This window comes from Pseudomonas sp. GW821-FHT09C10 (assembly GCF_059418085.1).
Genome location: NZ_JBWKPE010000010.1, coordinates 173,594 through 195,900 on the forward strand (window position 1 = coordinate 173,594; position 22,307 = coordinate 195,900).

At 61.5% G+C, this 22,307-nt stretch carries 21 protein-coding genes; 6 read left to right on the plus strand and 15 right to left on the minus strand.

What is annotated here, in order from left to right:
• Positions 1 to 24 precede the first annotated feature (24 nt).
• The gene (locus tag AC07OT_RS19755) at positions 25 to 1,350 is read right to left on the minus strand and encodes a sigma-54 dependent transcriptional regulator (RefSeq protein ID WP_065941234.1); all 1,326 of its coding nucleotides are present in this window, start codon (positions 1,348 to 1,350) and stop codon (positions 25 to 27) included.
• 343 nt (positions 1,351 to 1,693) lie between these two features.
• Between AC07OT_RS19755 and AC07OT_RS19760 the strand changes: the two genes are divergently transcribed.
• Positions 1,694 to 1,954 carry a hypothetical protein gene (locus AC07OT_RS19760; RefSeq protein ID WP_032887053.1) on the plus strand — a complete coding sequence of 87 codons (261 nt, stop codon included), beginning with the start codon at positions 1,694 to 1,696 and terminating at the stop codon, positions 1,952 to 1,954.
• A gap of 65 nt (positions 1,955 to 2,019) precedes the next feature.
• On the opposite strand, the gene AC07OT_RS19765 is transcribed toward AC07OT_RS19760, so the two are convergent.
• From AC07OT_RS19765 to gnd, 3 genes are read right to left on the minus strand one after another with little or no spacing between them, the layout of a single operon-like run.
• Positions 2,020 to 2,844, minus strand: a complete 825-nt coding sequence (locus tag AC07OT_RS19765) for an HAD family hydrolase (protein ID WP_092488641.1) — start codon at positions 2,842 to 2,844, stop codon at positions 2,020 to 2,022.
• Complete coding sequence (zwf, locus tag AC07OT_RS19770; RefSeq protein WP_141157536.1) at positions 2,841 to 4,364, minus strand: glucose-6-phosphate dehydrogenase; 1,524 nt, start codon at positions 4,362 to 4,364, stop codon at positions 2,841 to 2,843. The genes AC07OT_RS19765 and zwf overlap by 4 nt, the downstream gene beginning before the upstream one ends.
• Complete coding sequence (gene gnd, locus AC07OT_RS19775) at positions 4,361 to 5,389, minus strand: phosphogluconate dehydrogenase (NAD(+)-dependent, decarboxylating) (RefSeq protein WP_223841635.1); 1,029 nt, start codon at positions 5,387 to 5,389, stop codon at positions 4,361 to 4,363. Before gnd ends, zwf begins: the two co-directional genes overlap by 4 nt.
• 226 nt (positions 5,390 to 5,615) lie before the next feature.
• On the opposite strand from gnd, the gene AC07OT_RS19780 reads away from it, so the two are divergent.
• The 4 genes from AC07OT_RS19780 to AC07OT_RS19795 all read left to right on the plus strand — a co-directional run bounded on the left by AC07OT_RS19780 (position 5,616) and on the right by AC07OT_RS19795 (position 10,406).
• On the plus strand, positions 5,616 to 5,795 hold the full coding sequence (locus AC07OT_RS19780; protein WP_256097793.1) for a DUF6026 family protein: 180 nt from the start codon (positions 5,616 to 5,618) through the stop codon (positions 5,793 to 5,795).
• A 160-nt stretch (positions 5,796 to 5,955) separates the two neighbouring features.
• Complete coding sequence (locus AC07OT_RS19785) at positions 5,956 to 7,713, plus strand: phosphoethanolamine transferase CptA (RefSeq protein WP_115486229.1); 1,758 nt, start codon at positions 5,956 to 5,958, stop codon at positions 7,711 to 7,713.
• Between the two features lie 114 nt (positions 7,714 to 7,827).
• The gene (locus tag AC07OT_RS19790) at positions 7,828 to 10,053 is read left to right on the plus strand and encodes a TonB-dependent siderophore receptor (RefSeq protein WP_495108846.1); all 2,226 of its coding nucleotides are present in this window, start codon (positions 7,828 to 7,830) and stop codon (positions 10,051 to 10,053) included.
• Between the two features lie 143 nt (positions 10,054 to 10,196).
• On the plus strand, positions 10,197 to 10,406 hold the full coding sequence (locus AC07OT_RS19795) for a hypothetical protein (RefSeq protein ID WP_092488644.1): 210 nt from the start codon (positions 10,197 to 10,199) through the stop codon (positions 10,404 to 10,406).
• 104 nt (positions 10,407 to 10,510) lie between these two features.
• Here the strand turns inward: AC07OT_RS19795 and AC07OT_RS19800 are convergent, their stop codons facing one another.
• From AC07OT_RS19800 to AC07OT_RS19845, 10 genes are all read right to left on the minus strand, one after another.
• A complete protein-coding gene (locus tag AC07OT_RS19800) occupies positions 10,511 to 11,002 on the minus strand; it encodes a GNAT family N-acetyltransferase (protein WP_027606459.1) in 492 nt (163 codons plus the stop codon).
• Positions 11,003 to 11,175: 173 nt separating this feature from the next.
• Positions 11,176 to 12,279, minus strand: a complete 1,104-nt coding sequence (gene zapE, locus AC07OT_RS19805) for a cell division protein ZapE (protein ID WP_495108847.1) — start codon at positions 12,277 to 12,279, stop codon at positions 11,176 to 11,178.
• A 15-nt stretch (positions 12,280 to 12,294) separates the two neighbouring features.
• Positions 12,295 to 12,630, minus strand: a complete 336-nt coding sequence (locus AC07OT_RS19810) for a nuclear transport factor 2 family protein (protein ID WP_065927894.1) — start codon at positions 12,628 to 12,630, stop codon at positions 12,295 to 12,297.
• Between the two features lie 51 nt (positions 12,631 to 12,681).
• Complete coding sequence (locus AC07OT_RS19815; RefSeq protein ID WP_065927895.1) at positions 12,682 to 13,398, minus strand: helix-turn-helix transcriptional regulator; 717 nt, start codon at positions 13,396 to 13,398, stop codon at positions 12,682 to 12,684.
• Positions 13,399 to 13,949: 551 nt separating this feature from the next.
• Positions 13,950 to 16,607: an aminopeptidase N gene (pepN, locus tag AC07OT_RS19820; protein ID WP_495108848.1), complete on the minus strand. Its 2,658-nt coding sequence runs from the start codon at positions 16,605 to 16,607 to the stop codon at positions 13,950 to 13,952.
• A gap of 13 nt (positions 16,608 to 16,620) precedes the next feature.
• Positions 16,621 to 17,451, minus strand: coding sequence for a DUF2797 domain-containing protein (locus AC07OT_RS19825; protein WP_065941225.1), 831 nt, complete (start codon positions 17,449 to 17,451; stop codon positions 16,621 to 16,623).
• Positions 17,448 to 17,708: a YeaC family protein gene (locus tag AC07OT_RS19830; protein ID WP_027606465.1), complete on the minus strand. Its 261-nt coding sequence runs from the start codon at positions 17,706 to 17,708 to the stop codon at positions 17,448 to 17,450. The genes AC07OT_RS19825 and AC07OT_RS19830 overlap by 4 nt, the downstream gene beginning before the upstream one ends.
• 14 nt (positions 17,709 to 17,722) lie before the next feature.
• On the minus strand, positions 17,723 to 18,592 hold the full coding sequence (locus AC07OT_RS19835) for a rhomboid family intramembrane serine protease (RefSeq protein WP_253489596.1): 870 nt from the start codon (positions 18,590 to 18,592) through the stop codon (positions 17,723 to 17,725).
• Positions 18,589 to 19,563 (minus strand): metallophosphoesterase, encoded by a 975-nt coding sequence (locus AC07OT_RS19840; RefSeq protein ID WP_495108899.1) that lies wholly within the window; start codon positions 19,561 to 19,563, stop codon positions 18,589 to 18,591. Before AC07OT_RS19840 ends, AC07OT_RS19835 begins: the two co-directional genes overlap by 4 nt.
• Positions 19,560 to 20,450: an NAD(+) kinase gene (locus tag AC07OT_RS19845; RefSeq protein WP_003217892.1), complete on the minus strand. Its 891-nt coding sequence runs from the start codon at positions 20,448 to 20,450 to the stop codon at positions 19,560 to 19,562. The genes AC07OT_RS19840 and AC07OT_RS19845 overlap by 4 nt, the downstream gene beginning before the upstream one ends.
• Positions 20,451 to 20,596: 146 nt before the next feature.
• On the opposite strand from AC07OT_RS19845, the gene AC07OT_RS19850 reads away from it, so the two are divergent.
• The gene (locus tag AC07OT_RS19850) at positions 20,597 to 21,544 is read left to right on the plus strand and encodes a DUF1853 family protein (protein WP_495108849.1); all 948 of its coding nucleotides are present in this window, start codon (positions 20,597 to 20,599) and stop codon (positions 21,542 to 21,544) included.
• 127 nt (positions 21,545 to 21,671) lie between these two features.
• On the opposite strand, the gene AC07OT_RS19855 is transcribed toward AC07OT_RS19850, so the two are convergent.
• A complete protein-coding gene (locus tag AC07OT_RS19855; RefSeq protein ID WP_495108900.1) occupies positions 21,672 to 22,274 on the minus strand; it encodes a vWA domain-containing protein in 603 nt (200 codons plus the stop codon).
• Positions 22,275 to 22,307 lie beyond the last annotated feature (33 nt).

Genomic DNA, 22,307 nt, shown 5'->3' on the forward strand with positions numbered 1-22,307 from the left:
GCGGGGCTTTTCGGTTTATCCGCCCTAGCGGATCTGGTGTTTGTGCAGCAACCGGTAGAACGTCGGCCGGGAAATCCCCAGCACACGGGCCGCGACACTCAAGTTGTCGCTGTGCCGGTTGAGCACATCGCACAGCGCCTGGCGTTCAGCACGGTGCTTATAGTCTTCCAGTGTAGCCATGGGTGGCGAAATTGCCTGTTCGCCCAGCAATCCCAGATCGGCGGCTTCGATCTGGCGCCCTTCGGCGAGTACCAGGCCGCGGCGCACGCGGTTGGCCAGTTCGCGCACATTACCCGGCCACGGGTGCTGCCCCATGGCCACCAGGGCGTCATCGCTGAAGCTGCGGGGGCGGCGACCGGTTTCCTGGCTGTAGAAGCGTGAAAAGTGGTTGGCCAGCATCGCCACATCACCATGGCGCTCGCGCAAGGGCGCGGTGATCACCTGCAGCACATTGAGCCGGTAGTACAAGTCTTCGCGGAAAGCGCCCTTGGCGACGGCCGCTTCAAGGTCGACGTGGGTGGCCGCCAACACCCGCACGTCCACCGGAATCGGCTGGCTGCCGCCGACCCGCTCGACCTGCTTTTCCTGAAGAAAGCGCAGCAGGTTGGCTTGCAGTTCCATGGGCAAATCGCCGATTTCATCAAGGAACAGGGTGCCGCCATGGGCCGCTTCGATGCGCCCGACCTTGCGTTGATGGGCACCGGTAAACGCGCCCTTCTCATGGCCGAACAGTTCGGATTGGATCAGGTGTTCGGGAATGGCGCCGCAGTTGATCGCGACAAAGGGCCTCGCATGGCGCTGGGATTGGCGGTGCAGGGTCTTGGCCACCAGCTCCTTGCCGGTGCCGCTGTCGCCACGGATCAGCACCGGGGACTCCGTGGGCGCCAGCTTGGACAACAACTTGCGCAATTCGCGAATCGGGCGGCTGTCACCGAGCAACTCATGCTCGGGCTCATCGACCGGAGTGTGCCCCTTGCCACGCAGGCGCGCCATGCCGAATGCCCGGCCCAAGGTGACCTGGACCCGAGACACATCGAAAGGCAAGGTATGAAAATCGAAAAACCACTCGCAGACAAAGTCACCGACATTTTGCAAGCGCAGTACATCCTGGCTGAGCACGGCAATCCATTCGGTGCCGCTACGGCCAATCAGTTCCTTGACCGCTTCCGGACGCTCCAGATGGTAAGGCTGTAGCCGCAGCAAGCCGACATCACAGGATCGGTCACCTACCGCCTCCAGGGCACAGCTGTCGACCTCCCAGCCTGCCGTGCGCAAACCGGGTAATAAGCCATGGCAGTCGTCACAAGGGTCAACCACGAGTAAGCGGCGCTGCACGGGTGTAACAACCATGACTATTCCTTGGCGTCAAAATTGTTAAAGTTATTTAGAAACAATGTGTTGTGACGACCAGCGCTAACACTAGCAAGATCTTGACGCAGGCCTTGTACCATTTCGCTATAACAGCGGGTAAAAAGCCATCAAACAATGCATTGAGCTAAAAAGTTGCGCCGCGCTAAAACTTTCATTCAGCTTTCAAAACAGCCGCTTACATGACATCAATCAGGAAAAGTTGAAATTTGTTGCTCTAACATGTGACCCGCCCCCCGTCATCGCGCATCAGTACAAGTAACCCGCCGCACGGTCAGCCCAACCGCCGGTACTCACTTGAATGGGCATTTAGAGAGAGACCCACATGAACGCCCCGCTCCGCATCAACGAAGCTCTTTTGATCGCAGACCGTGCTTTCCAGCCCTTTCAATGCGTGGCCTGGCACGACGGCAACGGCGCCCTGAGCCTGAGTGTGATCGACCGCACCAATACCCGTATCGGCAGCAAACAATTGTCGTCGAACACCTATAGCGACCCGGCGCAATTGGAAGACTTGCTGTTGCAAGCCCGCGCCGAGCTCGACAAAGATGGCTACCAGTTGCAGTCCTGGGCCATGCCGAAGTAAATCGCGGCTAACTTGCGATCACTGCAAAACAGTGGTCGCAAGTTGCGCAGTACAACGTTAGAGGTTTATCGAGCCGTGAGAATAAACCGCTCGATTGCTTCGGCAGCGCCCTCCTCGACATTACTGCCGGTGACCACGCTGGCCTGACGCTTGACGGCTTCTTCCGCCTGCCCCATGGCAATCGACAACCCCGCCACCTGAAACATCGCCGGGTCATTGCCCCCATCCCCGATGGCCGCCGTCTGCTCCAGAGGCACCCCAAGGTGCGCCGCCAGCGTCTTCAACGCCTCGCCCTTGTTGGCCAGCATGGCCGTCACATCCAAATAAATCGGCTGCGAACGCGACACCTGGGCCAAGCCCTGGACCTTGGGCTGCAATTGCGCTTCCAACGTCACCAGCAATGGGGTGTTGTTGCTCGCGGCGACGATCTTGTCGATACGCTCCAAGTAGGGCTCGAAACTCTCCACCACTACCGGCCCGTACCCCAGGCCATGGGCTTCGCGTGGTTCCACCGGCCCTGGCGGACCACGGCGCAGCCAGTCACCGTCGGCAAACACCCACACTTCCACATCCGGCTCGGCCGAGAACAGCGCCAAGGTCACCAGCGCCGCCTCTGCCGGCAGATGGTGGGCAACCAGGATGCTGCCATCCGGGTTGATCAAGGTGCCACCGTTGAAGCCTGCGACCGGCACATCGATCCCGAATGTCTCGATCAGGTGCAGCATGGCCTTGGGTGGTCGTCCACTGGCCAGGCTGAAAAACACCCCGGCCGCGCGCAGGGCGCTCACCGCATCGGCGGTGCGCTGGCTCAGGCTGTGATCCGGATGCAGCAAGGTGCCGTCCACGTCGCTGAGGATAAAACGGATGGGATGAATCGCTGCATCACTCATCCGAGCGAGTGCCAGGTGCGGCCATCGCGCGCCAGCAATTCGTCAGCCGCTGCAGGCCCGTCTTCACCGGCCCTGTAGGTCTGGATCCCGTCGTCCTCCTTCCACGCATCGAGGAACGGTTGCACTGCACGCCAGCCGTTTTCGATGTTGTCGGCGCGCTGGAACAAGGTCTGGTCGCCGGTCATGCAGTCGTAGATCAGGGTTTCGTACCCGGTCGACGGTTGCATCTCGAAGAAGTCCTTGTAGGCAAAGCCCAGCTGGATGTTGGCCATGTCGAGGGTCGGCCCGGGCTTTTTCGCCAGCAGGTCGAACCACATGCCTTCGTTGGGCTGGATCTGGATCTTCAAGTAGGTGGGCTTAACCTCGTCCACCTCGGTGTCACGGAATTGCGCATAGGGCGCCGGCTTGAAGCAGATCACGATCTCGGTATCGCGCACGCTCATGCGCTTGCCGGTGCGCAGGTAGAACGGCACGCCGACCCAGCGCCAGTTGTCGATCATCACCTTGAGGGCGACGAAGGTCTCGGTGCTGCTGTCGGGAGCGACATTGGCTTCTTCGCGGTAACCGGGCAGGGGCTTGCCGGCGATTTCGCCCGCGGTGTATTGCCCGCGCACCGAGTTGGCGCGCGCGTCTTCTAGGGACCACGGGCGTACCGCACCGATGACCTTGGCCTTTTCACCACGCACCGCATCGGCACCAAAGGCAGCCGGGGGCTCCATGGCCACCATCGCCAGCAGCTGGAACAGGTGGTTGGGCACCATGTCGCGCAGGGTGCCGGTTTTTTCGAAGAAATTGCCTCGCGTCTCCACGCCGACGGTTTCGGCGGCGGTGATTTGCACGTGGTCGATGTAATGGTTGTTCCAGAACGCTTCGAACAGCACGTTGGAGAAACGGCTGATGAGGATGTTCTGGACCGTTTCCTTACCCAGGTAATGGTCGATGCGATAGATCTGCTTCTCGCTCATCACCTTGAGCAGGCTGGCGTTCAGCGCTTCGGCGGTGGCCAGGTCGGAGCCGAAGGGCTTCTCGATCACCACGCGCCGGAAACTGTCATCGGTTTCCGTCAACAGGCCGGCACTGCCCAGGCGCTGCACCACGTCACTGAAGAAGCGTGGTGCGGTGGCCAGGTAGAACACCGCGTTGCCGGTGCCGCTGCCGGCGATCTTCTTGCCGATGTCGGCGTAGGTGCTGTCATCGAGGAAATCGCCCTCGACGTAGCTGATGCCTTTGGCCAGTTGCGCCCACAATGCCGGATCGAGGGCGTTATCCCCATTGCCCTTGACCTTGCTTGCGGCCTCGGTGCGGATAAAGTCCTCGAGTTTCTTGGCGAAGTCGGCATCACTGATGGCGTTGTGATCAACGCCAACGATACGCAGGCCATCGCCCAGCAAGCCATCACGACTGAGGTTGTACAGCGCCGGCATGAGCAGGCGCTTGACCAGGTCGCCATGGGCGCCAAACAGAAACAGGGTGGTGGGTGGAGCAGGTTCGGCCTTAAGTTTCTTGCCGTTGGCGGTCATTTTTTGGAAGTCTCCACGTGGCCGCCAAAGCCAAAGCGCATGGCAGACAGCATCTTGTCACCGTAGGTGCTCTGCTGGCGCGAGCGGAACCGCGCGAACAACGACGTGGACAATACCGGCACCGGCACGGCTTGTTCCATGGCGGCTTCGATGGTCCAGCGGCCTTCGCCACTGTCGGCCACGGAACCGGAGTAACCGTCCAGCTTGGGGTCGGTGGCCAGGGCGTCGGCGGTCAGGTCCAGCAACCAGGACGAGACCACGCTGCCACGGCGCCAGACTTCGGCGATATCGGCAACGTTGAGGTCGAAGCGCTGGTCTTCTGGCAGGTTTTCCGAGTTCTTGGTCTTGAGGATGTCAAAACCTTCGGCAAACGCCTGCATCATCCCGTACTCGATGCCGTTGTGGATCATCTTGACGAAATGCCCGGAGCCCGCCGGGCCGGCGTGGATGTAGCCCTGCTCGGCACGCTTGTCAGCCGACGCGGAACGGTCCTTGGTGCGCGGGATGTTGCCCAGGCCCGGCGCCAGGCTGGCGAAGATCGGGTCGAGGCGCTGCACCGTCTCGGTGTCGCCGCCGATCATCATGCAGTAGCCACGCTCCAGGCCCCAGACGCCGCCGGAAGTACCGACATCGACATAGTGCAGGCCCTTTTGCGCCAGGGCCTTGCCGCGACGTACGTCATCCTTATAGTTGGTGTTGCCGCCGTCGATGATCACGTCACCGTCTTCCAGCAGCTCACTGAGTTCATTGATGGTGTTTTCGGTGGGGTCGCCTGCCGGCAACATCACCCAGACGGCACGCGGTTTCTGCAGCCCGGCCACCAGGGCCTTCAAGTCGGCAACGCCGGTGGCGCCCTCTTCGCTCAAACCTTTGACAAATGCTTCGTTACGGTCGTAAACAACGGTGGTATGCCCATTGAGCATCAGGCGCCGTGCAATATTCCCGCCCATGCGGCCTAGTCCGATAATCCCCAGTTGCATGTGCTGATGCTCCCAACTACTGAATAAATGTGTGACATAGTTTATAGCGCAATGAGGCTAATGAGGGTTAGTCCAGGGCAGATCCGTGTAGTTTCATGGGAAAAAGTTGCCATCGTTTCACCATCACGCCCCCGAAAGTCACACGACCACCAAAAATAAAAAAGTTCCATTGAGGTGAAAAAGAATTCAGAATTGCTTCCGACTGTTGCCGAGAACCTCGACTCAAGCGTTCTGGCACACCGCGACACACCGGCTATTTGCGAGGCAAGCAATGAGCACAGCACAGATGACCCGTCCTCCACAGACCCTCTACGTCACACTCCGTCGCGATGAATTGCGCCAGTTGAAAGACGAACGCGATCAGTTGCAGCTTGAGGTCATGCGCCTGCGTGCCCATATCATTCAAGCCCAGCTGGACCAGCCTTCCGGTGCGCAGCCCGCGCTCTGCTGAGCCCGTCATCACTTTGTAAGATAACGGCTACATAAATCTCACAAAGTTTTCACATGCCCTTCCCGATACTCCCGCCCCCAAGGGCCATCCCATGCAAGGGTGGCCTCTGTTGCGTGCAGCCCTGCGCGTCGACTGAAAAATTACCGGGTTGGAGCGCTGGATGGCGATGTTCGAACGCAGCAGCAAGTCTGCGAAAGGCTTTGATTGGGCCGGTCTTGCCTGGCTATTCGTGTTTTTCTGGTACTTCTCCGGCATTACCCAACTGCTGATCCAACTCAGCGGCACTTCCGGCTTCAGTGGTTTTCGCCAAGCCTTCTTCATGAGTGCGATATGGCTCGCACCCCTGCTGGTATTCCCCCGCCGGACGCGCTTGCTTGCTGCCCTGATCGGCGTGGTGCTGTGGGCCTGTTCCATGGCCAGCCTGGGTTATTTCTTCATCTACCAGCAGGAATTTTCCCAAAGCGTCATCTTCATCATGTTCGAATCGAACATCTCCGAAGCCGGCGAGTACGCCACCCAATACTTCGCCTGGTGGATCGTGCTGGCGTTCATTGCCCACACCGCCGTGGCTATTTTCCTGTGGACCCGGGTACGCCCGGTGTATTTGCCGCGCGGCCAGGCCCTGGTGGCGGCAACGGCGATCCTGGTGGCGATCATCGGTTACCCGCTGGTCAAGCAGATAGCCCGCAGCGACACCCTGGACGACGCCATCGACCGCTTCGAATCGCGCATCGAACCGGCCGTGCCCTGGCAGATGATCGTTGCCTACCGCCGCTACACCGAACAACTGGACAACATGCAAGGCATGCTCGACAGCGCCAGCCAGATCGCGCCCTTGACCAACCTCAAGGACACCATGGCCGGCCAGCCGTCGACCCTGGTGCTGGTGATCGGTGAGTCCACCAACCGTCAGCGCATGAGCCTCTACGGCTATCCGCGCAACACCACGCCGGAGCTGGACAAGCTGCGCGACCAACTGGCGGTGTTCGACAACGTCATCACACCGCGCCCCTATACCATCGAAGCCCTGCAACAGGTACTGACGTTCGCCGACGAGGAGAACCCCGACCTTTACCTCAAGACACCGTCGATCGTCAGCGTGATGAAACAGGCCGGGTACAAGACCTACTGGATCACCAACCAGCAGACCATGACCAAGCGCAACACCATGCTCACCACCTTTTCCGAACAGGCCGACGAGCAGGTGTACCTGAACAACAACCGCAACCAGAACGCCCGCCAATACGACGGCGATGTATTGGAGCCATTCTCCAAGGCCCTGGCCGACCCGGCCGAGCGCAAGTTCATCGTGGTGCACCTGCTCGGCACCCACATGAGCTACCAGTACCGCTATCCGCCGACCTTCGACAAATTCACCGACCGCCAGGGGGTACCTGCCGGGATCAGTGACGATCAACTGCCCACCTACAACAGCTACGACAATGCGGTGCTGTACAACGATTTCGTGGTGTCGAGCCTGATCAAGGACTACGCCAAGACCGATCCCAACGGCTTTTTGCTGTACCTGTCGGACCACGGCGAAGACGTGTTCGATTCCGCCGGCCACGCCACCCTGGGGCGTAACGAAGGCAAGCCGACGGCACCGATGTACACCATTCCGTTCATGGCCTACGCCTCACCGAAATGGCGTGAAACCCACGACTGGAGTTTCGCCGGCGACCTGCAACGCCCTTACACCAGCTCGCAGTTGATCCACACCTGGGCCGACTTGGCCGGGCTCAGTTTCAACGAGCTCGACCGCAGCAAAAGCCTGGTGAGCGACAGCTTCAAACCCCGCCCGCAACTGATCGGCAACCCCTATATGCGCCAGCAGAAGGCGTTGATCGACTTCAGCCTGATCAAGCCGAAAAAGGCCAATCCGACCGATGTGGTCCTGCAGGAACCGCCGGCCTTGTAACAGAAAGATAACAATCATTCTCGTTTAGCCCTAAAGTTCCCCCGCTCCTTTCGTCTTTGAGCCAAGGCCTTCCCTTTCCGGGGTGGCCGCAAAGACGACAAGGAGTCTTCCGCGATGTTCGCGCCTTTTACCCGCTCCATGACCCTCACGCTCGGCCTGTGCGGCGCCGCCCTGAGCCCGGACCTGCTGGCTGAAACCGACCCCGAACACACCCCGCTCGAACTCGGCGCGACCAACATCTCCGCCGAAGGCCTGGGCGCCACCACCGAACACACCGGTGCCTACACCACCGGCTCGATGAGCACCGCCACCCGCCTGAACCTGTCGGTCAAGGAAACCCCACAATCGATCTCGGTGATCACTCGCCAGCAGATGGATGATTTCAATCTCAACACGCTGACCGACGTGCTGCGCCAGACCACCGGGATCAACGTCCAGCACAACGACTCCGACCGCGTGTCCTATTCCTCCCGCGGCTACGGCATCACCAACTTCCAGATTGACGGGATGCTCAATACCTTCGGCTACATGAAGTCCGACGCCGATACCATCATCTATGACCACATCGAGGTGGTACGCGGTGCCACGGGCTTGACCACCGGCGCCGGCGACCCCTCGGCCACCATCAATATGGTGCGCAAGCGCCCGACGGCCCAATGGCAGGCGAAAACCGGCGTCAGCGCCGGCAGCCATGACAACTATTACAGCTACGTGGACGTGGGCGGCCCGCTGGCGTTCGACGGCAAGCTGCGCGGACGCACGGTGCTGGCCTACCGTGACAGCCAATCGTTCCGCGACAACTATGGCCTGCAGCGGGCGGTCGGCTACGGCATCCTGGAAGGCGATCTTTCCGACGATACCGTGCTGGCCGTAGGTTTCGATTACCAGAACAAGCAGGTCCAGGGCACCTCCTGGGGCACCGTGCCGTACTGGAACAGTGAGGGCGGCAAGGCCGGACTGTCGCGCGCCACCAATATGGCGGCGCACTGGAGTTCCTGGCCGCTGACGGACAAGACCACCTTCGCAACCCTCGACCATCGGCTGGGCGGCGACTGGCACGTGAAGGCCGCCTACACCCATCGCCAGAGCGACACGGACGGCAAGGTGTACTACGGCGGTGCGGGGTTCCCCAACGATGACCGCAGCGGCATGACCGCCTGGGCCAGCCACATGCGCGGCACATCGAGAATGGAGGCCGTCGACCTCAACCTCGCCGGCAGCTATGCACTGCTGGGCCGCGAACATGCACTGATGATGGGCTATGGCGAGGCCACGCAGCGGGACGTCTCCCCCGTGATGCGCAGCAACCTACCCGCCAGCTACTACACCATCGAAGACTGGAAATACATGGGCGGGATCGCCAAGTTCGGCGACACCGTCACCGACCTCAAGGGCGAGCACAGCAGCAAGCAACAGAAGGCTGGCTACCTAGCCACGCGACTGAGCCTCACCGACCGCTTGCATGCGGTGCTGGGCAGCCGCTATGGCAGTTGGGAACTGAAAAGCGCGGCCCCCGAATACAACGCCAACGACCAATTGACGGCCGCCAACAATACCTCCCAGACCCACAACGATATGTGGACGCCCTACGCCGGCCTGCTCTACGACCTGACACCGGAGTACACGGTCTACGCGAGCTATACCGACATTTTCAAACCCCAGAGCCTGCGCGATGCCAACAAGAAGTACCTGGAGCCCGTGGTCGGCAGCAACTACGAGGTGGGTCTCAAGGGCAGTGTGTTGGAGGAGCGTCTGAACCTGGCGGCGGCGTATTTCTGGAGCACTCAGGACAACGTCGCCGAGCGGGACGATTCGGTGCCACCAAACCCCATCACCGGCGAGGAGTACTACAAGTCCGGCGGCAAAGGTAACAAGGTCAACGGCTTCGAATTGGAAGCTGCCGGAGAAATCATGCCCGATTGGAACCTGACGGCCGGCTACACCTACACCCATTCGGTCAACGGCTCGGGCAAACGCAACAACACCGGGCAGCCGCTGAACCTGCTGAAAGTCTCCAGCGCCTACCGGTTGCCGGGGGCGTGGCGCAACCTCACGGTCGGCGGTGCGGTGAACTGGCAGAGCGACATTTACGATTGGAGCAATCGGCCTACAGGGGTACGCGTCGGCAACACGCCGGTAACCGAACGGGCGAAGATCACACAACAGGCCTACACCGTGGTCAACCTGATGTCCCGCTATCAATTCGACGAGCACGTCTCAGCGTCGCTTAACGTCAACAACCTATTCGATAAAAAGTATTACGAGCGCGTTGGCTTTTATAACGGCGTGTATTGGGGCGACCCACGCGCCATTACGCTGGCCTTGGACTGGAAGCTTTAAGCCCGCCATCCGAAGTTAACGATATTGTTAACTTCGGATGTTTCTCGCGTTAATTCCCACTTAATAAGATCACACCAGAATCGCCCCACGATTCTGATCAAGGACAGAGCAGATAACCGATCACACTTAATGAGTAAACACAGATGAAACTCTCGACCTTGATGCTTGCCAGCCTGATGACCCTGGGCTCCGCCGCCGCGTTTGCCGAAGGCGGCTCGGAGCGCTCGAAGGAGTTCTACAACAACTTCACCTTCACGCAGCAAACGCTTCACGGCACGACTGAACAAACGGCGTCCGCCGACGGCAAGACACCGAACACCAATACGACCGAACAGGAACAACCCAAGAGTTAAGTTAATCGTTAGTTAATCCGCAACACCCTGGGCCATACCGCTCCGTTGGCAAAGGTTTATTGGGCGCCCTCTGCTGGCGCCCTTTTTTTTTCGCCGGTTATTTATTAAAGCGGCTTGTTCCAGAACAACATGCGCCCATGGGCCGGATCAAACTTCGCATCATCAAAACCAAACTTGCGATACGCCGACTGGGCGACGGCATTACCTTCCAGCACCTCCAAGGTGATCTTGCAGCAACCACGCTGGCGGGCGATGTCCTCGACCTTCAGCAGCATCTTCTGACTCAGCCCCAAGCCGCGAAACTCATTCATCACCACCACGTCGTGAACGTTGACCAAGGGGCGGCAGGCAAAGGTGGAAAACCCTTCAAAGCAATTCACCAGACCCGCCGGCTCACCGCCGACAAACGCCAGCACACTGAACGCATGGGGGCGCTTGGCCAACTCGGCCGGCAGTTGCTCCAGCAGGTCGGCTGGCAGGCTATGGCCGCCGCCCATGGGGTCTTCGGCGTAATGGTTAAGCACCTTGGCAATGGCTTCGGCATGTACAGGATTGGTGTAGCTGGCTTGCAGCACCAGGATATCTGGGGTGTCCATTTCCGTCCTCGATCACGACTACAAGGGAATCTGTTCCCTTTGAGGGGCACGATTGTAAGCGTGGAGTCAGCACCAGATGAAGGAGATTAACTACAAATGTGCGCCCGAAAGCGCGAAGGCTTTGGCACTAAAAAAACCCAAAGTGCCCATCCAGGGCTTTTTTCGTACAGGCCTCAGCCGAAGCGCTGCAGCTGCATTTCTTGCAAGCGGCTCAAGGTGCGACGGAAAGGAAACGCTAGGTAACCGTCGGTATACAGGCGCTCCAGTGGCACCTGGGCGTCGATGAACAATGGCACCTTGCGGTCATAGCACTCGTCCACCAAGGCGATGAAGCGACGCACACTGTCGTCGTGCACCGACAACTGCGGTAACTCGCGATCACCGGCCACCACGCGCTCGACCCCATCCTCGGTGCCGCGGGCAATCCGGCCTGGGCGCTGTTGCGCACTCAGGTTAGGCACCTCCCCCAGCAGGATCGCCTTGAAGCGATCGCACAGCAGGATGAAATCCATTGCCGCCAGGGGTTGTTCGCAGAGGTCGGCATAGCGGCACCACAGCACGCTGTCACTGGCCTGCACGCACACGATGGAACGATGGCCGACGGTGACCGGGCCACCACTCACCGCCTGGCCTTCGGCCAATTGTGCGAACACGTTCGCCAGCGCTTCAGGCTGGTTCACCCAGTAGCGCTGCCGGTCCACACCTGGATGCAAGCGATGATCCTCGCCACCGTCGACCGCCACCACGTGCATATGCCGCTCAATCGCCGCAATGCCCGGCAGGAAGCGCTCCCGATTGAAGCCATCGGCATACAGCTGGGCCGGTGGTTGATTGGAGGTGCAGACCATCACCACACCTTCCTCGAACATGACCTGGAACAGCCGGCCGAGGATGATCGCGTCACCGATGTCATTGACGAACAGTTCGTCGAAACACAACACCCGCACCTCCCGGCTCAGCTCCCGCGCCAGGGCCTGCAACGGGTCATGGGTGCCGGTGAGCTGGAACAGACGCTGATGCACCCAGCCCATGAAGTGGTGAAAATGCTGACGCCGCGCGGGCACCCGCAGGCTTTGGTAGAACTGATCCATCAACCAGGTCTTGCCGCGGCCCACCGGCCCCCACAGGTAAACGCCAGTCACGGGCGAACGGCCCTGATGCAAGGCCGCATGGCAGGCTTGCAGGGCATCCACCGCCCGGCGCTGGGCGTCGTCGGCAACGAAACCCTGTTGGGTAATGGCGTGTTGGTAAGCAGCGAGGGGCGAGTCGAAAGTCATGCCCGCGATTATGACCTACAGGGAGATGTCCAGCCGTGAAATCTTGCCCTGCGCGTCCAGGCGAAAGGTGTAGCGCAACTCCAGCGGGCTGCCGGGAAAATTGCCGGAGACCACATTGCTGACCAGCACCTTGCCGGTACGGTGCTGCACCTTGAGCACCTCGACACGCGGCTGGTAGCGGCGCCCGGTGTCTTCCATCCAGCGTGCAATGGCGGCGGTGCCCACCTGGTGCTGGCCTTCATCGAACACATTGGCATCGTCGGCAAAACACTGGGCAATGACCGAGGTGTCGCGGGTATTGGTCGCCGCGATATAGGCGGCGATGGCGGGGGCCAATTCAGGCTGGGACATGGCAAAGCTCCTTTTCAGGTGGTTGTAGCAGCATGCTAAGCCAGGGGTGTGTCAGTTTTTGTCAGGAGTGAAGGGCCCGGATTCATTCTGCTCCATCAGCTTGCGCCAGGCCCGCAGCCAGTCGCTGCGCCGCCCCGGATAACGCTCGCCGACGACCTCGGCACTCGCCACACGGTCGGTGCGAAAGGTGCGATACGCGCCGCGCAGCTCACACCAGGCCACGATCACCCGCACTTCATTGAGAAACCCCAGGGCCAAGGGCCAGATCAGGCGCTGACTCTGGGTCTGGCTGGCATCCGCGTAGTCGATATGCAGCTTGTCCTGATGTCGAATCGCTTCGCGAAATACATCCAGCGGCACGCGGTTTTCCGGGTAGCCAAACCCTGGCGGGCCGGGCAGCAACGTCGGGTTGCGCAAGGCTTCCTGCGCCGCCGGGTCGAGCACATCTGCGATTTTCGCCAAGGCGTTGGCGGCGGCACGGCTGAGCACGTCATCGCCGCGCTGGTCCACATAACGCAAGCCCAGCACGATCGCTTCGGTTTCTTCGGCGTTGAGCATCAAGGGCGGCAAAAACAGGCCGCTGCGCAGCACATACCCTACCCCGGCCTCGCCGAAAATCGGCGCGCCCAGGGCGGTCAACTCGGCAATGTCGCGGTACAGCGTGCGCTCGGACACCTCCAATTGCGCCGCCAGCACGGCGGCGGTCACCGGGCGTTTCTTGCCCCGCAGGGCCTGCAACAACGTCAGTAAACGAGTGGTACGCGACACGTTGATCCTGCCGAAAAACAAAAGAGCTGCAGATTAGCAGAGCACCCTGTCAGAAAATGTCAGCAGGAAAACAGACCCGATCAGACGAGCCCCCTCATTTAAGGAAGAACACTGCACTTGTGGCGAGGGAGGTGCCACTACCTCTTCGACGTAGCGCTGTCGCGCAGCAAACTGGGACCTCTGTGGCGAGCGGGCTTGTCCCGCGCGGGGGTGCGAAGCGCCCCTGATGGAGACAAATGTGGTGTATCAGACACTCCTCTGCGCCTGGTTTTGGGGCTGCTGCGCAGCCCAACGCGGGCGGTGCGACGATTCGACAAGCCCGCTCACCACAAGAATGCGCTCGCCTGAAATTATTTATGCAGGACTCAAGACTTCAGTGTGAAATTTTATCCCTTTAAAATCAGTTAGTTATTTTAAGCTTGATAAGAGCTTGCTCCCGTCGGGGTCGCGAAGCGCCCCCAAAAGAGGGGACTGCTACCCAGTCCAACGGGAGCAAGCTCCCTCGCCACAGGTTACCCGTTGCACGTTCTATCGCTTACCTGGCCGGCGCTTTAAGCAAGACTCTTGCTCACCACCTCGAACACATCGCTGGACAACTCACCCGACCCACGAATGCGCTCCAGCTCCGCCTTCATCAACGCCTGGCGCGCGCTGTCGTATTTACGCCAGCGGGTCAGCGGCGCCAACTGGCGCGAAGCGATCTGCGGGTTGAACGCATTCAACTGGATCACCAGGTCCGCCAGGAAGCGGTAGCCCGAACCGTCGGCGGCGTGGAAGTTGATCAGGTTCTGCCCGGCAAACGCGCCGATCAGAGCACGCACCTTGTTCGGGTTCTTGAGCGTGAACGCCGGGTGCTCCATCAACGCTTTGACCCGCTCCAGCCCGCCCGGCAACGGGCTGCCGGCCTGCACGCTGAACCACTGGTCCATGACCAACGGGTTGTCCTTGAAGTTCTCGGCAAATACCGCCAGCGCCTGGGCCTTCTCCGCTTCGAACGGCGAGTTCACCAGCACCGCCAGCGCGGTCAGGCGCTCGGTCATGTTGTCGCTGGTGTCGAACTGCTCAAGGGTCGCCGCCAGCACTTCGGGCTTGCCGCTGAGCATCAGGTACGACAGCGCGATGTTCTGCAAGGCACGCCGGGCGAAGTGCTCGGCCGCCGCCACATAAGGCGTCTGCTTGGACAGTTCGCGGTTGGCCTGGTAACGCAACCACAGCGGCTCATGCAGGTTGTCAGCCAGTTGCCTGCGCGCAAACTCACGCGCGGCGTGGATGGCATCCACGTCCGCGACGTCGCTGATTTCCGTCAGGTACGCTTCGCCCGGCAACGACAGCATTTCCGCAACCATGGCCTGATCCAGGCTTTCGTCGCTCAACACACTGCGCAAGGCCGTGATCAGGCGCTGGTCCATCTGCAACGCCTGGCCCTGCTGATGCTGGCCGATCAGTTCCTGCAACACCTGCACCGACAGCTGCTGGCCCGCATCCCAGCGGTTGAAGCCGTCGCTGTCGTGCTGCATCAGGAACATCAGTTGGTCGCGGTTGTACGGGAAGCTCAGTTTCACCGGCGCCGAGAAGCCGCGCAGCAGCGACGGCAACGGCTGTTCGGCGATGTCGACGAAGGTGAAGGTCTGCTCGGCTTCGGTCACCGAGATTACGCGGGACGTGGCGCCGGCAGTGGTTTCACCGGCCAGGCGCAAGGCCATGCCCGCGCCCTGCCCGTCCAGCAGGCCCAGCTCGACCGGGATCACGAACGGCAGTTTCTCGACCTTGTCCGGGGTTTCCGGGCAGCTCTGGCGGAAGGTCAGGCTGTAGGTCTTGGCCGCAGCGTCGTAGGACTCGCTCACCGCCAGGCGTGGCGTGCCGGCCTGGCTGTACCAGCGCTTGAACTGGCTGAGGTCGGCACCGTTGGCGTCTTCCATGGCCTTGATAAAGTCGTCGCAGGTCACGGCCTGGCCGTCATGGCGCTCGAAGTACAGGTCGCTGCCTTTACGGAAGCCTTCGGCGCCAAGCAAGGTATGGATCATGCCGACCACTTCCGAGCCTTTTTCGTACACGGTCAGGGTGTAGAAGTTGGATATCTCGATAAAGCTGTCGGGGCGTACCGCATGGGCCATGGGGCCGGCGTCTTCGGCGAACTGGTGGGTACGCAGGTAGGCCACGTCCTGGATGCGCTTGACCGTGGCGGAGTTCATGTCGGCGGAGAAGCCCGAATCACGGAACACGGTAAAGCCTTCCTTCAGCGACAGCTGGAACCAGTCGCGGCAGGTCACGCGGTTGCCCGACCAGTTGTGGAAGTATTCGTGGGCAACGATCGCCTCGACCCGCTGGTGCGCGGCGTCGGTGGCGGTTTCGGCGCGGGCCAGCACGGCGCTGGAGTTGAAGATATTGAGGCCCTTGTTCTCCATGGCGCCCATGTTGAAATCGTTGACCGCCACGATCATGAAGATGTCGAGGTCGTACTCGCGGCCGTAGGTTTCTTCGTCCCAGCGCATGGATTTTTTCAGGCTGGTCATGGCGTGCTGGCACTTGTCGATATTTTCCGGCTCGACATAGATGCGCAGTGCCACTTCACGCTGGGTCATGGTGGTAAAGCTGTCTTCGACACACCACAAGTCACCGGCCACCAGCGCGAACAGGTAGGCGGGTTTCTTGAACGGGTCTTCCCAGGTTGCCCAGTGACGGCCGTCTTCACCAGGACCGCTGGCAATCGGGTTGCCGTTGGAGAGCAGCACCGGGTAGCGGTGTTGCTCGGCGATCACCGTGGTGGTGAAGGTGCTCATCACGTCGGGGCGGTCGAGGTAGTAAGTGATCTTGCGGAAACCCTCGGCCTCGCACTGGGTGCAGAACATGCTGCCGGATTTGTACAGGCCTTCCAGGGCGGTGTTGGTTTCCGGGTGGATGCGCACGCTGGTGTCGACCGAGAAGGTCTCGCGGGTCGGATGCAGGGTCAGGTGGCTGTCCGTCAGCTGGTAGTCAGCCTCGCTCAGTTCCTGGTCGCCGAGGTTGACGGTCAGCAACTCCAGCTGCTGGCCGTCGAGTACCAGCGGCGGCAGGCCGGCGCCACGCTCAGGGTTACGGCGCATTACCAGCTGCGCGTGGACCAGGCTGTGGTCCTCGAACAACTCGAAGGTCAGGTGCGTCTCTTCGATCAGGTAGTCCGGCGCCTGATAGTCCTTCAGGTAAATCATCTTCGGTTGTTCGGTGCGCATGGGTGGCATCCTTCTACTGATGCACGGCGAGCTGGTAGGCCGTGTACTTACGAATATTGATAACGCCGGTGTCGAAGATCAGGTATTGGCCCTTGATCCCCAGCAGCGTGCCTTCGGCAATCGGGTTCTTGTCCAGGTTGAAGCTGACGATCTTGGCTGGATACTGCTCCACCGGGTAGCGGATTTCCAACGGTTCGAGGTCGGTTACCGGTTGGATGGCCTGCAGGCCGAAGCGTTCCTGCAATTGCAGCAGGCCATCGGCACAGGAGGCGAACAACTCGTCGCGCACCTGCTTGAGGTCCACCGCCGCCGCGTCGCCCTTGAGCAACGCACGCCAGTTGGTCTTGTCCGCCACCTGGCTGCGCAATACATCCTCGACAAACCCGGATTGCTGGCGTGTCGCCACGCGCATGATCGGCAGCGCCTGGCTGGCGCCCTGGTCCAGCCAACGCGTCGGCAATTGCGTTGCACGGGTGATGCCGACCTTGATGCCCGACGAATTGGCCAGGTACACCACGTGGTCGGTCATGCAGAATGTCTCGCCCCAGCCTGGATCACGGCAGGTGCCGGCGTCGTAATGGCAACGCTCGGGGCTCATGATGCACAGGTCACACTGGGCCAGCTTGGTCATGCACGGGTAGCAATAGCCCTGGCTGAAGCTGGTCTTGGTCTTGCGGCCGCAATGGCTGCAATGGATGGCACCGAGGTATTCCAGGCGCACATGGGTGCCGATCAGGGGGTTGACCGGCACCTCGGTATCGCCCAGGCGAAACGCATATTGAACGGTCGGCTCACCGAGTTGCGCCGACATTTTGCTGACTGCACCGCGACCAATTTCAATCAATGGATCGCATCCGACTTGAACAGGATGTTCGGCACGGTGGTCGATTTCGACTGGCATTCCTGCGGGCCCATGTAGCCGGTGCGCTGGTCTTCCGGCAGGTTCTGGATCTCCCAGGCGATCATGGCCTGCAGGGACAGCTCGCGCTGCTCGGCACTGAGCTTGCGGCCATCGGACCACTTGCCGATTTCCACGGCGAGCTTGAGGCTCGCGTAGATGTCCGGGGTGATGTTTTCGATCATTTCAGCAAAAGAGGACATAAGGCTCTTCCTTATCAAAGAGAGGATTTGCGACGGTTATACAAACCGCCGAGCAAACCGGTAAGGCAACCGATAACCAGGCCGCCGACATGGGCAGCGTTGGCGATTTCGCCGAAGCCGATCATCGACACCAGCCCCGACAGGCACAACACCAGCCACACCAGCATCATCACCAGCACCCCACGGGGCAAGCGATAGGCCGGGTTGGGCGAGAGCAGTTGAAAGATCCAGCAATGCCCGAGCAGGCCATACAGCACCCCGGACAAGCCACCGAACAGGCCGGGGCCACCGTAGGCATATTGCGCGTAGTTGGAGACCAGGCTGAACAACAGGGTCAGGCCCAGCAGGTTGATGCTGCCCTGGCGCACTTCGATACGCCGGCCCAGCTCCCAGTACCACATGCCGTTCATGGCCAGGTGCAGGATGCCGAAGTGGATCAGCATCGGCGTGAACAGCCGCCACCATTGGCCGGAAGCCAACATGTCGGCGAACGGCGTGAACTGGATGTACTCGCCCATCACCCGGAACGGCAGGAAGGTCAGCCAGCTCATGGCCTGCAGGTTTTCCCCGAGCAAGGTCACGGCGCCGACGATGATGCTCGCCAGCAGCACCAGCGCCGTGACCGGGCTATGGCGCACCTGCTGGGCAAAGCCGGGACGCGTGACCGGCGCCTGTTCGGGAATATCCAGTTGCCGGTCCGGATCACCGGCCGGAAAGCGCTGGTACAGCACGCGCACGTCGTCACTGAGGGTCTCGGGCACCCACAACACCTGCTCGCCGGCTTCCTCGCTGACGCGATGGGGCACTTGCATGCGTTGCAGCAGTTTCACGAAACCGCCCAGGTCGACGCTCAACGGCAAGCGCAATACGGGCACGGCACTCATACAATCACCTCGGGCCGCTCAACGTCGACCCATACGAATTTACGCGGATCCAGGCGGGTTTCCTGGTCCAGGCGGTACGCCACCAGCTTGCCGTACAGCACTGCGCTGTAGTCCAGGCACGCCAGGTTCGGGCGGATCGGCGCCGGTTTGCCGCTGCGCCAGTAATGGCCGACGAACAGCAAGGGTTCGTCGGCGCCGTAGCGCAGCAGGGAGTTTTTTTCATGGGGCGACAATGGCGTGCGCGCCACCGGCTCCGGCAGTGCGTCGGGCTGGAATACGATGTCGCCGTAGGTCTTCGGGTCGTCTTCCCAGAACTTGGTGCGGAAGAACGAGCGCGTCAGGCCATCGCCACCGGTCAGCGTCAGGCCATCCGGCAGGCGCATATCGGTGCCGCGCAACAGGCGGTCGAAGGCGTTGCAGGCAAAACTGCCGGGCACGGCGGCGGCCTGCAGGAAGTGCCGGTCGATGCAGCCATCCGGGAACGTCGCGCGCAGCGGCTGGATAAAGCCGTCGTCCCAGCACGCATGCACCACGCGGAAACGCCCGGCATCGACAAACAGCGGCATGTCGTAGAACCAGGCGAGGAAGTCGTGCCAGTCGGCCGGGTGCTGCTCGAACTGGGTCAGGGTCTCGTGGATCAGCCGCTCATGCCGTGGGGTGTGCTCACGCACGAACTGCCTGCCACTGCCCGGCGGCGCCGGTGTGGCCCAACCCAGGGCATTGAACTCGTGGTTGCCCATGATGCACAGCGCCTGGCTGGCCTCGGCCATGTCGTGGACGATATGCAGCGCCTCGCGAATGCGTGGGCCACGGTCGATGATATCGCCGAGGAACACCGCCATGCGCGAAGGATGGCGCCAGGTGCCGCCCTGCTTGTGGTAACCCATCTGGTCGAGCAAGTGCTCAAGGGTATGAGCGCAACCGTGCACGTCACCAATCAGGTCGTAGCTACGCGCGGGATCGAGCATCAGTCGCCTCCACCCCCCAAGCGGCTGCCCCAGCCCAACTTGGTGCGGCACACTTCGTAGTAGTTGTGATCCAGCGGGTGGATCAAGCGCAACTTCTGCGCCTTCTTGCTCACGGTGATGGTGTCACCGGGGGCGCAGGTGAAATGGTTCTGCCCGTCGCAGGAGACTTGCGGGTAGATCTGCATGTCTTTGGACACCACGATTTTCAGCTCACTGTTGCCATCGACCACAATCGGTCGGCTGGACAACATATGGGGGTACATCGGCACGATCACAATGGCATCGAGCTTGGGATGCATGATCGGGCCACCGGCCGACAGCGCGTAGGCGGTGGAGCCGGTGGGTGTGGCGACGATCAGGCCGTCGGCCTTCTGGCTGCACACGAACTGGCCGTCGATATACAGCTCGAATTCGATCATCCGCGTGGATTTGCCGGGGTGCAGCACCACGTCATTGAGCGCATCGCCCTGGCCGATGGCTTCGCCGTGGCGGCGTACTTCGGCCTGCAGCAGGAAGCGATTTTCCACCAGGTAATGGCCATCGAGCACCTTGGCCACTTCGACTTCCAGCTCATCGGGGCGGATATCGGTGAGAAACCCCAGGCTGCCACGGTTGATCCCCAGCACCGGCACGTTATGCCGCGCCAGGGCCCGGGCCGCGCCGAGCAGGCTGCCGTCGCCGCCGACCACGATGACCATGTCGCAGACTTCGCCGAGCATCTTGCGCGAGGAGGTTTGCAGGCCGTGGCCGGGGAGGATTTCGGCGATGGTGTCTTCGAGGATCACATGCAGGTGGCGTTCCAGCAGGAATTTTTTCAGCCGGCGGACGGTGTCCAACACCTGGGTACTGCCCAGGCGACCGATAATGCCGATATTGCGAAATTGCTCCATGGGGCTCCTGCGGGATTGGGGGTGGGGCAAAAAAGAAACGATTATGGGCGAAAGGCTGGCTCAGGCAAAATCCTTTGTCGCCGTGAAGCCTTGATGACAACGGTTCTCAGCCCCCTGCGCAACGGTTAAAAGGCTATGCTCGGACCATGACTGTGTTCCCGGATTTGCACAACCTGCCCCGCCAGCTGCGCCACCCCGAGGTGCGCGACCTGGCGTGGGTGATGCTCGCCCCGCCGATGCTCGCGCAGACGCCGTGGCCACAGCGCCACCCGCTGGCGGGCAGCGACTGGGTGCAGGCGCCCGACCGTCTTGAACACTGGCTACGCGCACTCGACCAGGACAGCCGCGCCTTGCAGCACTGGTTGAGCCTGTCACGCACACGGCGCCTGGGCCTGTACTACGAACGCCTGTGGCAGTTCGCCGTGCAGCATGCGCCGGGGGTGGAACTGCTCGCCGCCAACCTGCCGATCCGCCGCGCCGGGCACACCCTGGGCGAACTGGACATGCTGCTGCGCGACCGCGATGGCGTGCATCACCTGGAATTGGCGATCAAACTCTACCTGGGCCCGCAGGACGGCAATGGCCAGGACACCGCGCAGTGGTTGGGCCCAGGCTGCCATGATCGGCTGGACCGCAAGCTGGCGCACCTGGCCCAGCATCAATTGCCGATCTCGGCGCGGGCAGAAAGCCGCGAGGTGTTGGCGGCCCTGGATATTCAGCAGTTTGATGCGCACCTGTGGCTCGGCGGGTATTTGCTCTATCCCTGGCCTGGGCTGGCCGAACCGCCCCACGGCGCCCATCCGCAGCATTTGCGCGGGCGCTGGTTGCATCAGCGGGACTGGCGGGATTTTGTCAGCGCCAGTGCGCCAGGCCGCTGGCAACCGTTGCCCCGGCATGCGTGGCTGGCGCCGGCGCATTACCCGGCGGATGAGGTGTGGAGCGAAGAACAGATGCAGGCCTGGCTGGCAGACCTTGATCCGATGGCGCCTGCGCAGTTGCTGGTGCGCATGGTGCAGAACGGCGAGGATTGGGAGGAAGCCGAGCGCTTGTTCCTGGTGGCGGATCTTTGGCCGAATGTGCCGGGGGCTGGCTGATGGAGTGTGTGGTGTATGTGAGGGCCTCATCGGGGGCAAGCCCCCCTCCCACACTGACCGCATTCCAAATGGGTGTACTCGATCAAATGTGGGAGGGGGCTTGCCCCCGATGGCGGTGGTACCGCCACTACACCTCATCGATATGCCGATAATCCAACTGCAACCCCACCGCCAGTTCCTGGGCCCGCCCCAACCTGATCGGTCCGCGCTCGATATCCACCAGCACCCCCGCACACGCCAGTAACGGCAACCCGCCGACATCCTTGAGGCGCCCATCCGTAATCACCAGTACACGCTGCTGCTCGGCCGGACAACGCTTGCGCCGCGCCACCAGCCAATGCGCGGCCTCGGTCAGCGCCGCCAGCAACGGCGTACCACCGCCCGCGCCCAACTGATCCAGCCAGCCCGCCAGGCCTTTCGCTGCTTTCAAACCCTGTACCTGCCACTTCGGTGCCTGGCCGCTGGCGGTCAACAACGCCATGCGCGCCCGTTGCCGGTAGGCGTCGTCAAACAGCTGGGCGAGCAAGCCCTTGGCGTCGGTTAATGCACGATGCCGCCGCGTGGACGCCGACGCATCCACGATCACCAGCCACAACTCATGGGCCGAGCGGCTGCGCAGGTGGTAGCGCAGGTCTCCACGGGAGTGCGGCCGGCCGCCGAGCAAGGTGCCCGGCCAGTTGATCGAACCCTGCTGTGCGCTGCGTGCCTTGCCCTGCCTGCCGTTGTCCAGTCGCCCCGCCTTGGGCCGGGCATCCGCCCCCGC

Excerpts from the sequence above, each read along its gene's own strand:
- AC07OT_RS19830 (WP_027606465.1), bottom strand. The coding sequence starts at position 17,708 with ATGTCCTCTTTTGCTGAAATGATCGAAAACATCACCCCGGACATCTAC.
- AC07OT_RS19780 (WP_256097793.1), top strand. The coding sequence starts at position 5,616 with ATGAGCACAGCACAGATGACCCGTCCTCCACAGACCCTCTACGTCACA.
- AC07OT_RS19785 (WP_115486229.1), top strand. The coding sequence starts at position 5,956 with ATGGCGATGTTCGAACGCAGCAGCAAGTCTGCGAAAGGCTTTGATTGG.
- AC07OT_RS19790 (WP_495108846.1), top strand. The coding sequence starts at position 7,828 with ATGTTCGCGCCTTTTACCCGCTCCATGACCCTCACGCTCGGCCTGTGC.
- AC07OT_RS19795 (WP_092488644.1), top strand. The coding sequence starts at position 10,197 with ATGAAACTCTCGACCTTGATGCTTGCCAGCCTGATGACCCTGGGCTCC.
- AC07OT_RS19835 (WP_253489596.1), bottom strand. The coding sequence starts at position 18,592 with ATGAGTGCCGTGCCCGTATTGCGCTTGCCGTTGAGCGTCGACCTGGGC.
- AC07OT_RS19810 (WP_065927894.1), bottom strand. The coding sequence starts at position 12,630 with ATGTCCCAGCCTGAATTGGCCCCCGCCATCGCCGCCTATATCGCGGCG.
- AC07OT_RS19765 (WP_092488641.1), bottom strand. The coding sequence starts at position 2,844 with ATGAGTGATGCAGCGATTCATCCCATCCGTTTTATCCTCAGCGACGTG.
- zapE (WP_495108847.1), bottom strand. The coding sequence starts at position 12,279 with ATGACTTTCGACTCGCCCCTCGCTGCTTACCAACACGCCATTACCCAA.
- pepN (WP_495108848.1), bottom strand. The coding sequence starts at position 16,607 with ATGCGCACCGAACAACCGAAGATGATTTACCTGAAGGACTATCAGGCG.
- AC07OT_RS19845 (WP_003217892.1), bottom strand. The coding sequence starts at position 20,450 with ATGGAGCAATTTCGCAATATCGGCATTATCGGTCGCCTGGGCAGTACC.
- AC07OT_RS19800 (WP_027606459.1), bottom strand. The coding sequence starts at position 11,002 with ATGGACACCCCAGATATCCTGGTGCTGCAAGCCAGCTACACCAATCCT.
- AC07OT_RS19850 (WP_495108849.1), top strand. The coding sequence starts at position 20,597 with ATGACTGTGTTCCCGGATTTGCACAACCTGCCCCGCCAGCTGCGCCAC.
- zwf (WP_141157536.1), bottom strand. The coding sequence starts at position 4,364 with ATGACCGCCAACGGCAAGAAACTTAAGGCCGAACCTGCTCCACCCACC.
- AC07OT_RS19760 (WP_032887053.1), top strand. The coding sequence starts at position 1,694 with ATGAACGCCCCGCTCCGCATCAACGAAGCTCTTTTGATCGCAGACCGT.
- AC07OT_RS19755 (WP_065941234.1), bottom strand. The coding sequence starts at position 1,350 with ATGGTTGTTACACCCGTGCAGCGCCGCTTACTCGTGGTTGACCCTTGT.